Here is a 14,796-nt window from a genome sequence, read left to right on the forward strand (position 1 = left end):
ATACATTGAACACCCTGATTCGTGCCGTCCGTCCTTGGGGACAAGCATTGAGCGACGTCCTCGTCACGGACGGCAAGATCACCGGCGTCGAACCCCATGACCCTGCACGCGCTGCGGCGACTGGCGACACCACCGTCGTCGAGGGCCGCGGCCGTCTTCTCGTGCCGTCGTTCTCGGACGTCCATGTGCACCTGGACTCGACCCGCATCGGACTGCCGTTCCGCGAACACACCGGCGGCCCCGGCGTCTGGACCATGATGATGAACGACCGGCAGAACTGGCGCAACGCCGAGGTTCCGCTGCAGGAACGGGTCAACAACACCCTCGGCCGGATGATCGCCCGCGGCACCACGCGTGTGCGCTCCTATGCCCAGATCGACGTCGACTGCCGGCTTGAGCGTTTCGACGCCGTGATGGCCGCCAAGGAGCAGTTCAAAGGGCAGGCCGACGTCGACATCATCGCGTTCCCGCAGGCCGGCCTCCTCCTTGAGGACGGCACCGTACCCCTCATGGACCAGGCACTCAAGTCCGGCGCGAATGTCATGGGCGGCATCGACCCGTGCAGCCTGGACCGCGACCCGGCCCGGCATCTGGACATCGTCTTCGGACTGGCCGAAAAGTACCAGGTCCCCATTGATATCCACCTCCACGAGCCCGGCGAACTCGGCGTCTTCAGCACGGACCTCGTGATCGAGCGCACCCGCGCCCTGGGGATGCAGGGCAAGGTCACCATGTCCCACGCGTACCAGCTGGGCAGCGTCTCCGAGGCCACCACGCGCCGCCTCATCGACGAATTCGCCGAGCTGGACATCTCCATGGCGTCGGTGGCGCCGGGCTCCGCCGGTGTGGCCGCCCAGCTGCCCATCCCGCTGCTCGCCGAAGCCGGCGTACGCATGGGCCTGGGCGAGGACGGCCAGCGCGACTACTGGTCCCCCTATGGCAACACGGACATGCTCGACCGCACCTGGCAGCTCGCTTTCACCCACGGCTTCCGCAAGGACGAGCTCATCGAGCACTGCCTCGCGATCGCCACCGTAGGCGGCGCCAGCATCCTCGACCCGTCCGCCACTCGCCTGAAGGGCACGGCACACCGCCCGGGCGTCGAGGTCGGCGATCCTGCCGAACTCCTGCTGCTCGACGGCGAAACGGTCGCCTCCGCGGTGATGGACCGCGGCACCGACCGGACGGTCATCCACCGCGGCAAGGTCGTGGCGGATCAGCTCGAGCTGGTCTAAGCCCGCACAAAAAAGTGGCCGATCCCTCGTGCGAGGGACCGGCCACTTTTTTGGTTTTAGAGCCCGACGGCGGCGGGCTCGCCACGATGTTCCGTCTCGACGGCTTCCACCGACACCGCCGGCCCGCGCACCGCGAGGAAACCGGCCACCGCGAGAAGCACCGCTTCCGCGGCCAGGGCCCAGAAGGGAACGTCCNCGACGGCGGCGGGCTCGCCACGATGTTCCGTCTCGACGGCTTCCACCGACACCGCCGGCCCGCGCACCGCGAGGAAACCGGCCACCGCGAGAAGCACCGCTTCCGCGGCCAGGGCCCAGAAGGGAACGTCCCAGCCGCCGGACCACTCATGGAGGAATCCCGCCCCCAACGGCCCCAGGGACGCCAACGCGAAGCCCAAGCCCTGGCTCATGGCGGACAGGCTGCCGGCGCTCTGTGGTCCGGTTGAGCGGATGACAACCAACGCCATTCCCAGCCCGAAGCCGGCACTCTGGACGATCCCCAACACGCCGACCATGAGGAACTGCAAAGCCACGGGCGCGGTCAAGACCCCTATCAAAGCCGCGGCGACGAGCAATCCCAGGCCTGGAGCCATGACCTTCAGAACCGCGCGACGCCCCGCGAGGACGGGAGCCAGCAGGCTCGCGGGCAGCCCTGCGACACTGAACCATGCCAAGAGACCTGCTGCGTCGGCCACGGTCTGCCCCTTCGACACCAAGAACACCGCGAGCCACGAGGTGATCGCGAAATACAGCATGGCTTGCAGCCCGAAGAACGCGGTCACGGCCCAGGCCGTCCGCTGCTTCCGCAACGGAATGGTGCCGGTTTCCCCCGTTGCGCCACCCGCCGTCGTCGTCTTCTGTAAACCAGCGCCCGACGTCGGTCCGCCGGTTTCGGTCTCGCCGGTCCCGTCGGGGCGCCCGGCCGGTTGACCGGTGCGGTGGATCAACGCGGCCCCTAGCAAGGCGGGGACGGCCCAGACGGCCAGCGCCCAGGCGAGGCTTCCCCCGAGCGCTTGCTGCAGCGGCTGGACGAGCCCCGCGCCGAGCGCCGCGCCCAGCCCGAAGCCCATGGTGCACAGCCCCGTCCACCAGCCGGTACCGCGGTTTGCCTTGACGATCTGCGGCACGAGCACGCTGGCGGTCATGATGGATGCCCCTGCCAGGAACGTTCCGGGCAGCAACAGTCCGGGCACGAATACGCGGAGGATCAGCGCCGCGGCAAGCACCAGGAGCGCCGCTGCCACAGCCCTTCCGCTGCCCAGGCGACGGGCCAGCCACGGACCGCAAGGGGCCGAGACGCCGAAGGCAAGTACAGGCAAGGCGCCAAGCAGCGGCAGCAGATGCGCGTCGAGTCCAAAGCCTGCCTGCAGCTGACCCATGGTGCCGGCGATCGTCGTAATGGCCGGACGGAGGTTGATGGAGACAAGTGCCAGTGCAACGAGTATCCAGGCAGTCCGTCGAGCGGCGTACGCGGAAGTACCGCGGCGCGGCGGCTGTGCTTGTTCCATTGGTTGCCTCCCTGGAATCCTAATTTGGTATACCAAATAAGATTAGGGGCATTGCATGGCAAAGTAAACTGCCGCTAAAGGGGCAGCTGAGTGTGATGCTGGACCCTGACGATTAGATTTGGAATACCAGAGCTTTAGATAGCCTTGCCGGGGTTGAAGATTCCGGCCGGGTCGAAAAGTTCTTTGATGCGATGCTGCAACTCCCGGATGGGCTCAGGCTGCTCAAGTCCGAGCCAACGCAGCTTGTACTGCCCCACCCCGTGCTCGCCGGTGATGGTCCCGAAACCGTCAGTCTGGATCGGCAACCGCGCCTTTCCACAAACTCGCCGAAACCCACCGTTGCGGCGAAGCAGTCTGAGCAGACTGATCTGGCCGCCATGATAAGGAGCCGCGCGTCATACGCCAAGCTCCGACGGGCTGAGGTCCAGCAGCTTGGCAAAATGGCGCCCACGGCTCTCCCGAGCCGAGCTATGCCGAGCTTTAATGGGGTGAATTGCCAATGCGATCCCGCTAGCCTGGCAGCGATCGGAGCTCGTCGCATTCCTTCCCTGTTATCGAGGCTTGCTCTAACACGCCGGCGTCGTCTCCATTCATCGGCTCAGAAAGGCAGGCGCCCCCGACTTTCAGCTTGACCGAGCGGTACCGTTCCCGAAAGTCAACCTCGCTCACAGGCCATGACTCTCCCATTGCGCCGGTGACGATCCAGTCACCTTGGAGGGCCGTTGCGTCGCCCTCTAGCGTCCGAACCGTTTCCACGCTACACACTTGCCGAGCGCGAACCACTCCGACCCGCTTGTAGCAGTCGCCGCCAATATGTCGGTAAGTCGCCGCGAACAATTCGGCCTTGACGGTCCAGGAAGCTTCGTCATCATGAATCCTCCAGTCCCCAGCAGAGGCGCGAAGCGTGTCGCCTCGCTTTGTAGTCCAGGTCCAGTCTTCCAAGAGCTGTAACGCGTGCACGGTGCCCAGACGTTCGAACAGCTCATCATCTACCCCTCCCGGGGCAGGGCCGGTGGTCATTGACACTCCTTGACGGTGTCCGCATTAGCGAGTACAAAGCCAAGCGTCGCGAACACTTCGATTACTACTTGCACAGCTTCAAAGTCCTTCCGTCTAGCGTCCTCGTCAAGATTTTCCCACGGAACCATCAGTGTGTGACGCTTGCGACGGTTGTCTCTTTGCTCAGCGTAGGACCACCCATATTCCTGATGATGACGCACCCATGAGTCATGCTCTAACCGGGCAAGCAGCATTGTTTCAGCTTGGGTTAGCGTGCTCTCTTCCTGGGGGTGAGAAGCTGAGCCGAGTCGAGTCGCCCACACACGCCCCATCTGGCTTATTGCCCGTGACATGGATACAAAGGAGCGCATATTGCTTTCCTTTGTGAAGGCACTGAGATCATCCCCCCATCGCCCCCTGACGCTGTCCCCAATAGTCGGAACGCCGTTCTCCCAGACACGCAGGTAGCGCTCGTGTGCAATTCGCCCCAGCCAGTCCCATATACCGAGCCCCTCGCCCGGCACGGGCTCCAGGGTGGGACCGACTTTTGACAACCGGCCCATCAGTGGGGCGGTGACTCCTCGTACAGCATCGTCCCAAATCATGATCCGCCACTCAGGGTGGCGTGCCGCTAGGAAGGTGGATTCACCCTCTTGATCTGCAGCCTGCACTAACGCAACCGCATCTCCTTCCATGAGTTGCTCAATGGGTTCGCCGCTCGAAGCCACGAATCGATGAGAGTGGATACCGAAGCGCTCAAGTTGGTCGGCGAAGTGCTCTGCGATCTCATTCCCACGGGGGCCGGCGATAGTCGCATAAGGAACCAGAGCACCCTGGGTATCCCCCATCGCAGCCTGGACCCGATGTTGAAATGAAAGTTCAGCAAGGAATGCCAGCTCAAACGGAGAAGCACCGACCACGATCACTCGACCTATTTTCTCTTCGCGCAGACGGTACACGGCGTGACGGGCGGCCAGCTCATGGCAGCTCACTGCGTCAAGCAGCCACCCACACACAGTGGTCATGGCGGTGTGCCTCCAGTCCTCGGCGTGCCAGGGATTGTCAATACGCACTACGAGTCGCCCGGGTACCTCGGTAGTACGCCCGCTGATCATCGATGCAGCAAGGAAATGATCCTTTGCCTTCAAGTTGCGTGCGCTGTCAGAATGCATCAGGTAGACGCCACGCACGGATCCAGCGCTCCGTGAATTTAGAAACCTATTGACGGCAGCCCCGTCGCCCACGTCGAGCGCCAAGGTAAGCGCACCGATCTCGCGTGCAACGGCATGGAGTCTTTGAGGATCCTCGCCGCCCGAGAGTAGTATGAGCTGCTCCTTATCAGTAAGTGACTGCTTAATTGCTTTGGCGGCCAGCAAAGTTTCATCACTGAGGCCGGCGAACAAAACGACGTGCTTCGCTTGTCGCGCCTTAAGTGCATCGATGCTGGACGAGAACAGCAGAGAAATTGCTTTCGCCGCAAGTATTACGATTGCAGCGAGCGCGAGGAGCCGAGAGGCTTGGAGTCCCAATGGCATTGTGGCGGGGCAGCCGTGGCCCTCTCCGAACGGCAGATCCATTGTGCCACCAAAAATGTCGAATGTACGCCGCAGCGCAGTCCAGCCTGGGGCTTCCTCGCCGGAACACGGCCAGTATCCGGCAACACCCATGAGCACGGCGGATGAGCCGCATGCACCCACAGCGACTGTCGCCATCCGTACTGAGGGAGGCAGCACATGATTGACCGCCAGCAAGCCAACGATGATCGCGACGAATGGTACCGCTAATGGCCACCAGGAGTCTGGCGTACCGAAGTCGGTCAATGGTTCCGGTAGACGCCGGCTGAATTCGGGCACGAAGCCGATCACCGTCCATGTGAATACGGCCACGAGAAAGACCGCGGCCGCAATGGCGCCCACGGCAAGGCGAATAATGTGGACCGGGTTCTGCGACAGGTATTTCACGTAGGTCACAATATCGTGTGGATGGCTTGGGGGTCGCCTGTCGGCTCGTTGCAGTGAGGAGTCGAACCTCATTGGCAGATGCAGGACGACTGGTGATAATTTCAGTAACTTAGGTGCAGCCTAGTCGCTGTCCAGCGTGGTGAAGAATTGGGGCCCAATGCACCTGCGATCTTCGTAGGAAGTGGATCGGGACTCATTCCGGTTGGTCTCCTGGCCGCGATATCCGATTGATTGCAGCCACGACGTCTTTGGCGGTCGCCTCTGCAGTAAAAGCAGCCTCGACGATCGCAACATGCCCTGGGCTGGCAGCTGCCGAAGCGCGGATTAAGAACGGAACCTCTATTCCGCTCCGCGCTACGATCACCGTGGGCCGAGCCGTCGCGAGCGCAATCCCGATTTCGAGCCAGACGCTCGATACGGTCTCTGCCGTCTCGGGCAGGACGGCCACGAGTGCGACCGCCTCGGCGACGGCCGCCACGTTGTCGGCCGCGATGTCGGCAGCTGGTCGCCGCGGGTTTGCACTGCCTCCAAGACGCACGGTCCATCCATATTCGGCAAGGACGCGACAGACAGCACGAGCGAACTTTTCATCCCCCAATGTGGCGTGAGAGACCGCTCGTGCAACGAATATCCAGGAGGTCACGCTACCACGCCCACTACGAGAAGGGTTTGGTCGAGCGGCAAAGGGCAACGGCGTATCACTCGAGCCGCGGCCCACACGCTTAGACGCAGCATGCCGAGCGCGAACTCAGAATTCGAGACCAATTGCAGTGACGGTAGCCCGCGGCGAAGAGCTCGCCGGACCAACTTGAGATATCCCGGTGCAGCCGGAGTTCGCACTAGTTGCGAGCGCACGCAGAAGCCGGCTCCCTTGAGCCATTCCTCGATTACACCACGTTCCGGGAAGGCGCGAAGCTCGGCTTGGAGGGCGGTGGGGAAGAACCCGAGCACCGCGTTATCCGAGGTCGTCTCGCGGCTCGCAGTGCGTATACAAAGCACACCACGTGGGTTGAGCATGGCCCTCAAGCGCAAGCACAAGACACTAGGATCGGCACTGTAGTGGAGCGACATGGAGCAAAAGATCGCCTCGACGCGATAATCGGCGATCTCCTCATCGTCGATGTCCGCAACGACCGCCTTGACATCTAGCGCGGGTACCATCGCGTTGACCATGGCCACCGACCGATCGACGGCAACGATTTGCCGAGGATGCCAGGCGCAACGCAGCGCCGGCCAGAATCGGCCTGTGCCCGCTCCCAGGTCAAGAGCAGTGTCGACTGCGACGTCTTCTGGAACGGCTTCGCGTAGGAGCTCGACCCATACTTGCTTTACCCGAGGGTCGAGGGGCCTGCTCGCGCGGAACTTGTCGGCGAAGCCTCGCGCGTTATAGTCAGTCATTACCCGTCCCGACGTCGAACTCCTCTAGGGCTCCGATCGCACGCGGCGCCCGGGCGGCAATCTGCCTAACGACGTCTGCCATTGAGTGACTGACGCAGCTTAGGCGCGAGGTCGCGATGAGTCTTGGTTCGAGGATAGGATTCCCGTCGAAAGGAACCTCTAGCCCGAACAGCGCAGGCTGCAGAATCGGCGGGCTGGCGGCGAGTATGCCCGGCGAGAAGATCCTTGTATCCGCTGCCATCGCGGCAAGTCTTAGCGTGCCGCTGATCCGCGGATTCACCTCGATGACGCGGAGGTCTCTCCCCCTCACAAACTCGACCTCGAAGAATCCCCAGATGTCGAGGGTTTCCGCAATGGTGCGAGAGGCCTCGTACATGGCATCCGCGCAAGGAAAGGACTCTCCGGGTCTTACCCATCGGGGTCTTTGCCACGGCGGCAAGAGGTCCTGTCTGGTTCGTCCTTTGGCTACGATAGGCAGCATCGTGAGCGCAGTGTGTTCGCGATAGCCGGTGACTGAGTACTCGAAACCATCGATCCACTGCTCCCAGTAGCTGTCCGGTCCTATTGTCTCGGTGCCGCGCGCCCAGCGAATCGAGCGGCTCTGCGTTGAGTCCCGCGCTTTCACGAGGATGTCGGCCCTCGTGGGAAGCTGTTCCACTCCCCACGGTGTCAGCGGCACTGCTGCATCTTGCATAAGCCTGCGGGCAAAGGTCTTATCAAGCCCCGCTAAAACTGCAGTGGGTGATTGGGCGTACACCTGGGCCCCGCGCATGCGCAGTTCCTCGGCCAGCAACGAGTCCCGCATGAGGCTGTCGTGGCCTGAGTGTATGCGGACCTTGCCCCCTGTGCTCGTGGCAGAGATAGTTTCCACCATGTCCACAGTGAGGGGATCACTCTCTCCGATCGGAATCATCGACGGTCTGTCGCCTCCGAGCAATTCGAACCAAGCCCCCACACTGGCGGGAGCCAGCAGAGTTAGATCTGCCACAACATGCCTGTCGCCGTTGCCTGCCGGAGTGCTTTGGCCAGGTGTCGGGCATAGGGTGCTCCGGCCTCGTAGAACAGCTCGGCGGGGAGGCTGATTGCCCGGTCGTGCAGGGCCTCAGCCTCTGGCAATATGGGTCTCGAGCCTGCCCAAGCCTGGAGCTGGGCCCAGAAGCGACCTGAGTGGGTGCCAGCGCTTGCCTCGACATTGCGCAAGGTTTGGCTCAGTGGGCGTGTGGAAACCGATCGGGCCGGGAGGCCGATGCGGTTCAGGGTGGCGATCATTGCATCCCTCTCATCGCGACCCTGCGTTGCGGGCAACACCCACACCAGGTCGAAGTAAGTGAGGTTCTCACCGGGTGCTTTGGAACGGAGTGGGAGTAGCCATGGCGCCAGCGCGCTTTCAAGCACTCGAACGTTTTCTAGTCGCGCACTCGACAGCGTGTCGAGGCGGTTGAGGTGGTCGAGGACGAGTACAGCTGACACGGGAGACATCCTTAGATTGCCGCCAAGCCCAAGCTCCGCGTGCGGCGCTTCTGCTGTGCCAGCGAATTCGCGACGTGTGCGGGGCTTATTGTGACCTACCATGAGTGCAGTTTCGTAGAGCTCACGGTTTCGTGTTAGAAGGACACCGCCATGCCCTCCGGAAACAATCTTTCGGGCACCCAAGCTTAGGATCGCCACGTCCGCCCAGGTGCCTGGCGGTCGTCCCCCCACATCGCTGGCATGGGCGTGCGAGCAGTCTTCGAGCAATGCAATCTTCAAAGGGGTCAACAGGTCACGCAGCGAACACGAATCGACCGGCTCACCGAAGAGATGCGTGACTACGACGACGCGAGTCCGCGGCGTCAGTGCCTTAAGAATGCTGTCCGCACTTGCGACAGGCTGCTCCGGAGCGACGTCGGCTAGGACAGGTATCGCGCCGAGCCACAGCAGCGGCGTTATAGCAGCGAGAAATGTCCAACCGGCCACCACGACTTCGTCTCCCGGCTCGACGCCGAGGGCGGCAAGAGCGACGAAAATCGCGCTAGTACCGGAGTTGAGAGTAAGTGCGTACTGTGTCTCGTAGTGTTCACTGAGTCGGCGCTCAACTTCGGCTATCCGTCCTTGTCCGGCGTAGTCGAAGATTGCCCCGGAACGCACCAACTGGGCCACTTGCTCGCTTGCAGAGCTCGAGTATAGGGGCCAGGGCACGGGCGGTTCGACCATTAGTACCCCCTTATAAGGTCAACCTCATTGTGCATTCTCTCGTGACATAGATAACGCTGCAACTCGGCAGAAAATAGCCCGTTGCACTCCTCTGGGCTGGCACGAGGCTGGTCGGCCATGTGGCCGCTCAGGACAATGTCAGGGTGCCCCCAAAGCGGGCTATTCGCGACGGGCGGCTCTCGCGATGTGACATCCAGCACTGCTCCGCCAAGTCGGCCGCAGCGCACTGCCTCGGCGAGGGCCGCTTCGTCGATGAGTGCGCCGCGCGCTGCGTTCACCACCCACGCAGAGTCCAACAACTCAGAGAGGACTTCGTCCGAGACGATTGACACTGTCTCCTCCGTGACGGGCGCGCAGAGCACAAGAATCGAGGCGCCGTTGCATGCCTCGCGGAATCGGTCAACCGACAGCAGCGAGTCGACTAGTGGTCGCCGGGGATCGTGCGCCACGGGTTTCGATCTGATGACCCCAGTGACTGTCGCGCCGAAAGCATTGGCTAAGTGGGCCACGCGTGTCCCGATTCTACCCATCCCAAGGATTACGACACGCTGGCCATGCAGGGTGCAGATCGACCCAGTCGGCCGTTGCCAAAGGCCCAGGTCGGAGAGGCGGACAGTCTCGTGGAGCCGTCGCATTGCGAGAAGGATTGCTCCCAACGCCCATTCCGCTACTTGTACGGTGCTGAGGCCGCGTCCATTGGAGACGCGCATGCCTCGTTCGCGCCAGACTGTGAGAGGGAGGCGGTCCACCCCGACCGTGTCGAGATGTACCCAGCGGACAGCTTTCCCGCGAGACACCGCGTCAACGAGCTCCACGGTGCGATCTCCATTTCGTCGCCATAAGACCTCAGCCTCGTATGATCCATCCCATGGCACAAATCGGACGTGAGCGGGTGCCAGGAGTTCGCCCCGTCCCATTGTGCGCCGCGAGACGCCGACGATCAGCACCACCGTCACAGGTCCTTGTACTCAAGCAAGAGGGGGAAACGTACCGGGCTGCCGAATGCTCCGCCGACCGCGGTTAACTTGTCACGGTTTAGCGTCGTGCGGACGTCAATGCATCGGCCTGCAGCGGTGATCGCTTCGTCGATGCGGTCAGAGAGCCCTGTCACGTCCGCCCGTATGGCCTCCAAGGTCCGTCGTGTGTCATTCAACGCCTCTCTGGCGCTCTCGAAGGAGCCCGACAGGACCCGTACTATTACATCAATGAGCGCACTTTCGGACGCTTCGAAGGAGAAAATGGGAGCGCGGGTCGCTGTGATGCGGTGCAGCGCGCGGGCTTCAGCTATCGCCGTCTCTGCAGCCTTCGGGTCACCTGCTGCGGCAAAAGGAACCGCGGCATTCGCGAGTGCACGTGCGAGATACGACATATGGCGGTCTCGATGGACGGCGTAATCCTTACGGCGCTCCTCAATGAGCACCGCGGCTCGTTCGGCCGAACGCTCCCACGCGCCAGTCGCGGCATCTAAGCAAACCAAGTTATTGTCGACCGCGAGGGCGCAAGGGCGGATCGGACCCGCGACCCGGCCCTCGTCGCCTATCAGCTCAAGCGCAAGTTCGCATTGTGCACGGGCGTCATCATAGCGCCCGGCTTCAATATAGCGGAACGCCAGGTTGTTGCGCGCACCGAGCATGGCGAAGCGATCCCCAGTGGAAGCGAGCAGTTCAACTGCCTCCGTGGCGGGCGCGAGGGAGGCGTCTAGTGCACCGGTTTCCCAGAGCCGGTTGGAAAGGTTTGATAACGCGCGCCCTAGCTCCAACCGTGCCGGTTCAGAATGATCCTGGCGGAGTTCCGTGATCCCTGCTGAGACGGCCCTGAGCGCTTCGGCGTTCCAGCCTGCGTCGCTGAAACGGCTGGAGGCTTTCACGAGCATCAATCCGCTCGTCAACGAGTGTCTATCGGACGAAGAAAACTGGGTGATGAGCCTCTCGGCGAGTACCGCGCCGACCTCGGAAAGTGCGACGGTCTCCTCCGGAAGTAGGTCGAATGCGCTCTGGAGATCGTCGTCAAAGCGACCGGTCATGATTGCAGAGGCGATAGCCATGGCAATCGCATGGGGCGATTCGACCTGGAGAGCTACATCCATCGCGATCTTCAGCCGCGGCACACCCGAAGCGTGGACCACTTTCTCAAGCTCGGCTTGTGCTGATGGTGCAGAACCCGCCGCCCGTGCCAAAATGCGCAGGCCGGATTCGAAACGGTCGTCGTCCACAAGAGCCCAGGTATTGAGGCCGCCAGGGATCCCGCCGTCCTCGGCGAGGAGGCCGGAGATTGCCAGCTCGGCCACCACATCGGGCTTGAGGCCGCTCGAGTAACGTCCCGAAGCGGGATATACCCGCCGGAGCAAACGGGCGAGCCGGTGATGGTCCTGCGGCCCAACACCGGGTTGCGCTAGGCCAGCTAGCTCAACGGCTTCCGCTTCGTTCTGGGGCGGGAAGAGTGAAAACAGGGCCGTCATCCGATCGAAGTCAATGTCGTCGAAGTGCTCAAGGCCGGCTGCTACGGCGGACACTCGTACGTATCGGCGCTCATGGCCGAGCAACCGCTTAACGACGCGCTCGGAGTCATCGCTCTGTGAATCGACCAGCACAGCAACTAGGGCCCTTTGCAGCAGGTCGACGATGGAATCGCTGGGTTCTGTGGGTAACCTCGCGTCAGGAACACTCACTCCGAGTGCATCTGCGAACGAGCTGAGGGCCTCGGAGTACAGCTGGGTTGCTTGCGCAGGATCTTTTGTCAGGGGTGCCAGCTCCTGTACGACCGCGTCAGCGAGGATGGCCTCCACACCGACGTTTGCGCTGCTGAGAGCGCGCCACCAGTCACCGGAGCCGCGGGCCAGCAGTAGGAGGCGGACTGGAGCAGTTAGATGAGTGTGGGAGAGCTGCTGAATCGACTCCGCGAGCTCTGGACCTTTGGTTTCCGCGTAGTCCACTACCCACAGGGCCGGCCCGGAACCCGCAGGAATGGGCGTGGCGAAGTCACGCATGAACATGGCATTCCAACCTCGGCTTCCTGCTTGCGCCATAAGCTCCTGCGCTAGCCGCGACTTGCCGCTTCCGCCGGGTGCCGTCACGAGTCGAACACTGATTTTCTCATTGCGGTCTAGCCAGGAGATCAGCCGCGCAAGTTCGTCTTCGCGGCCAGAAAATGGCACGACCGCATGCTCGGGCCTCAGGAGTGAGACAGGTGAGATCGCATCCGCCGTGGCGGCTTCAAGCAGGTTCGCCGGAGCCGTCACGGTACCGGGTTTGGATGCGCCCCGAATGGCGGTGGGGGAAGGCCTCGCAGTCAAGACATCCACAAGGTCGTCGACAGTTGTAAACCCGAGCACTTGTACCGCGCTGAGCCAGTAAGACCACTCCGTCGTGAAGTCCTGGGGGAATCGCGTGCCGGGCAGAGTCACTGGTATCAGCTGACGCCGCTCGTCGATCGCGAGGGACACCTCTCGTCGCACATGAGGCGAAGAAATAGCGGATGCCGACAATAGCACGACAATTGTGTCGCACTCGACAATCGCCTGAACGATCCGGAGTGCGAAGTTCTCCCCGCCGGAGATATCGCGCGGCGCGAAGAAAGTCGAGAGCTGCCGTTCCTGAAGCCGGCTTGCCAATTCAGCTGCGATTGAGTGGTCATGGGATGCGAAGCTAATGAAGAATGAGCCTAATTGCCGTTCGATCGGCATATCTTGGCCTACCTCCCAGTAGCGGCGCACGTGGACTTAGTCTAGCCAGCGGCCCCGCGGTTGCAACTAGCAGCAAGGTATTGGTGAGCATGTGTCGTGGCAGATGGGTCCGGTGTTGAGCGCAACTGCGCTGAGCCTCAGCTAAAGTTGATTAGCCTATCGCGGCTGCGGGCTTCGGTGCTCTGGCATGACCATTGCGTGGTCGTGCGCTCTACCAGCATCCGTGTCGTCCGCCAGCGACTTAGTATGCGGGTGATTACCGCATTGCAGGAACCGGCATTGGGTCGACTGGCATATACGTTCACATAGGCGGCCAGGCCAAGAGGGATACGCTCCAGTGCTGGCCCTAGCTTCTTTGGGTTTCCAGCACCGGCGGTGTATTCGGTCCCTCCATCTCTGAGTACCGCGAACACAACAATCCCGCAGTCTTCCGGGCGTTTCAGGGCTTCGAGTCCAGCACCCGATCCGCAGCAGCCTGCCCCGGCTGGGTCGGCCCTGCGGGTGAAAGCCGACGTGCCATGACGATCTCCAACCTGGCTTTGTCCTGCGGATACGGCCGGCTGGCACCGGTGTATTCAAATCCGTGCCGCTCGTAGAACGCCTTCGCTCGGGCGTTGTCCTCGTGGACGCCCAGTTCGATCACGCCTGCTCCAAGCTCGGCGCCTGCTATGGCGCAAGCCTCATCAAGCAACTGGTCGGCCAGGCCCAGGCCACGGTGTTCGGGTGCGACGTAGACGCTGATCAGCATGGCTTGTAGAGCCCGGGAAGGATCCTGCGGCTGCTTGATGACCACGCGCATAAGTCCGCTGATCGGGCTACCGTCCGTGCCGTCGTCCGCTACCAGGGTGATACTCGAGTCGCCCGACATAGTGGCTGCTCGCTCTTGCCACTGAGTGTCAGTCTGGCGCCGGGCGGCCCCGAGGCTCTCCACGTAGGCCATCGGGGTGTCCGACAGCATCTCCAACCGGACGTCGCGAAGCAATTCCCAGTCAGTCGCTTGAAGGCGACGGATTCTATTCACTTGCGCCGCCCATGAACCGGACATAGCGCTCAAGAACTCCAGGCCAGTCAGCCGCGTAGTCTGCACGGGTCTGCGCGGGGTGTTCGGCGCCTTCCCAGCCGTCGTGGACCAGACGAACCTCCGTTCCTCCGTCAACGGCGCGGAAGGCCAGACGAAGTTCGGTGGACCACATCGCGTTACTGCCTGGATACCAGCTCGCATGGAAGGACAACGGCGGCTGCCAGTCGTCGATGGTCCCCCATATCGAGGTTCGGCCGTCGTCGGCCGTCTCCAGGATCAAATTCTCCTCGAACTCAACGTGCGAGCCCGCACCGTAGACGCTGTGGTCCTCCATCGGCCACCAGAGATGCGGGTGGTCGGTGAAGCCCATGAAAGCATGCGCCACAGGCGAAGGCACGACGACGGTGCACACCACGGGGTCCAGCTCACCGGATTGCTCCGGCTGGGGTTCGGAGTCCGGCGCGAGGTGACTAAAGAGGCTCTCCATGTGCACCAACTTTACCGCCCAGCGGCACCCCCGGATTCCGGATCCAGCGCGCTCGCCCCCGACGCCGGCTCACATATGCCGGGTTCCGGCGGGACGCCCGCTCACATGTGGCGGCTCCCGGCGGGACGCTCGCTCACAAACAAGGGGTTCTGGCGGGACGCCGGCTCACATGTGGCGGCTCCTGGCGGGACGCCCGCTCACATATACCGGCTCCCGGCAGGACGCCGGCTCACATCATGTGAGCGGGGGTTGGCTCGTGTGTCGTGTGTTGGGGTGTGTTAAGTGGGTCAGGCCCCGACACGGTGTGTCGGGGCC

12 protein-coding genes and 1 pseudogene are annotated in these 14,796 nt (G+C 62.6%); 1 reads left to right on the forward strand and 12 read right to left on the reverse strand.

The genetic code is table 11. The annotated features are described in order from the left end of the window. Positions 1–5: 5 nt before the first annotated feature. Positions 6–1,235, forward strand: a complete 1,230-nt coding sequence (locus VLA65_RS03590) for an amidohydrolase family protein (RefSeq protein WP_332601819.1) — start codon at positions 6–8, stop codon at positions 1,233–1,235. Between the two features lie 56 nt (positions 1,236–1,291). Here the strand turns inward: VLA65_RS03590 and VLA65_RS03595 are convergent, their stop codons facing one another. The 12 genes and pseudogenes from VLA65_RS03595 to VLA65_RS03645 form a co-directional block, all read right to left on the reverse strand. Next, positions 1,292–2,740 carry an MFS transporter gene (locus tag VLA65_RS03595; RefSeq protein WP_332601820.1) on the reverse strand — a complete coding sequence of 483 codons (1,449 nt, stop codon included), beginning with the start codon at positions 2,738–2,740 and terminating at the stop codon, positions 1,292–1,294. Positions 2,741–2,874: 134 nt separating this feature from the next. After that, a pseudogene (locus VLA65_RS03600) lies at positions 2,875–3,021 on the reverse strand (FAD-binding oxidoreductase); the annotation flags it as partial. Between the two features lie 229 nt (positions 3,022–3,250). After that, positions 3,251–3,760, reverse strand: coding sequence for a hypothetical protein (locus VLA65_RS03605; protein ID WP_332601821.1), 510 nt, complete (start codon positions 3,758–3,760; stop codon positions 3,251–3,253). Then, positions 3,757–5,700 (reverse strand): RyR domain-containing protein, encoded by a 1,944-nt coding sequence (locus VLA65_RS03610; RefSeq protein WP_332601822.1) that lies wholly within the window; start codon positions 5,698–5,700, stop codon positions 3,757–3,759. The genes VLA65_RS03605 and VLA65_RS03610 overlap by 4 nt, the downstream gene beginning before the upstream one ends. A gap of 193 nt (positions 5,701–5,893) precedes the next feature. Beyond that, positions 5,894–6,238 carry a hypothetical protein gene (locus tag VLA65_RS03615; protein ID WP_332601823.1) on the reverse strand — a complete coding sequence of 115 codons (345 nt, stop codon included), beginning with the start codon at positions 6,236–6,238 and terminating at the stop codon, positions 5,894–5,896. A gap of 101 nt (positions 6,239–6,339) precedes the next feature. Further along, positions 6,340–7,098 (reverse strand): class I SAM-dependent methyltransferase, encoded by a 759-nt coding sequence (locus VLA65_RS03620; protein WP_332601824.1) that lies wholly within the window; start codon positions 7,096–7,098, stop codon positions 6,340–6,342. Further along, positions 7,091–7,972 carry an ATP-grasp domain-containing protein gene (locus tag VLA65_RS03625; protein ID WP_332601825.1) on the reverse strand — a complete coding sequence of 294 codons (882 nt, stop codon included), beginning with the start codon at positions 7,970–7,972 and terminating at the stop codon, positions 7,091–7,093. The genes VLA65_RS03620 and VLA65_RS03625 overlap by 8 nt, the downstream gene beginning before the upstream one ends. A 101-nt stretch (positions 7,973–8,073) precedes the next feature. Further along, complete coding sequence (locus VLA65_RS03630) at positions 8,074–9,291, reverse strand: DegT/DnrJ/EryC1/StrS family aminotransferase (protein ID WP_332601826.1); 1,218 nt, start codon at positions 9,289–9,291, stop codon at positions 8,074–8,076. Further along, positions 9,291–10,208 (reverse strand): NAD(P)-dependent oxidoreductase, encoded by a 918-nt coding sequence (locus VLA65_RS21970; protein ID WP_442880162.1) that lies wholly within the window; start codon positions 10,206–10,208, stop codon positions 9,291–9,293. The genes VLA65_RS03630 and VLA65_RS21970 overlap by 1 nt, the downstream gene beginning before the upstream one ends. Positions 10,209–10,243: 35 nt before the next feature. Beyond that, positions 10,244–12,973, reverse strand: a complete 2,730-nt coding sequence (locus tag VLA65_RS03635; RefSeq protein WP_332601827.1) for a toll/interleukin-1 receptor domain-containing protein — start codon at positions 12,971–12,973, stop codon at positions 10,244–10,246. Positions 12,974–13,412: 439 nt separating this feature from the next. Next, positions 13,413–13,994, reverse strand: a complete 582-nt coding sequence (locus tag VLA65_RS03640) for a GNAT family N-acetyltransferase (protein WP_332601828.1) — start codon at positions 13,992–13,994, stop codon at positions 13,413–13,415. Continuing rightward, complete coding sequence (locus VLA65_RS03645) at positions 13,987–14,481, reverse strand: hypothetical protein (protein ID WP_332601829.1); 495 nt, start codon at positions 14,479–14,481, stop codon at positions 13,987–13,989. Before VLA65_RS03645 ends, VLA65_RS03640 begins: the two co-directional genes overlap by 8 nt. Between the last annotated feature and the right edge of the window lie 315 nt (positions 14,482–14,796).

Origin of the sequence: Arthrobacter sp. S2(2024) (assembly GCF_036662515.1) — a bacterium.
Taxonomy (GTDB): domain Bacteria; phylum Actinomycetota; class Actinomycetes; order Actinomycetales; family Micrococcaceae; genus Arthrobacter.

Excerpts from the sequence above, each read along its gene's own strand:
- VLA65_RS03620 (WP_332601824.1), bottom strand. The coding sequence starts at position 7,098 with ATGACTGACTATAACGCGCGAGGCTTCGCCGACAAGTTCCGCGCGAGC.
- VLA65_RS03605 (WP_332601821.1), bottom strand. The coding sequence starts at position 3,760 with ATGACCACCGGCCCTGCCCCGGGAGGGGTAGATGATGAGCTGTTCGAA.
- VLA65_RS03630 (WP_332601826.1), bottom strand. The coding sequence starts at position 9,291 with ATGGTCGAACCGCCCGTGCCCTGGCCCCTATACTCGAGCTCTGCAAGC.
- VLA65_RS21970 (WP_442880162.1), bottom strand. The coding sequence starts at position 10,208 with ATGGGACGGGGCGAACTCCTGGCACCCGCTCACGTCCGATTTGTGCCA.
- VLA65_RS03635 (WP_332601827.1), bottom strand. The coding sequence starts at position 12,973 with ATGCCGATCGAACGGCAATTAGGCTCATTCTTCATTAGCTTCGCATCC.
- VLA65_RS03625 (WP_332601825.1), bottom strand. The coding sequence starts at position 7,972 with ATGGTGGAAACTATCTCTGCCACGAGCACAGGGGGCAAGGTCCGCATA.
- VLA65_RS03645 (WP_332601829.1), bottom strand. The coding sequence starts at position 14,481 with ATGGAGAGCCTCTTTAGTCACCTCGCGCCGGACTCCGAACCCCAGCCG.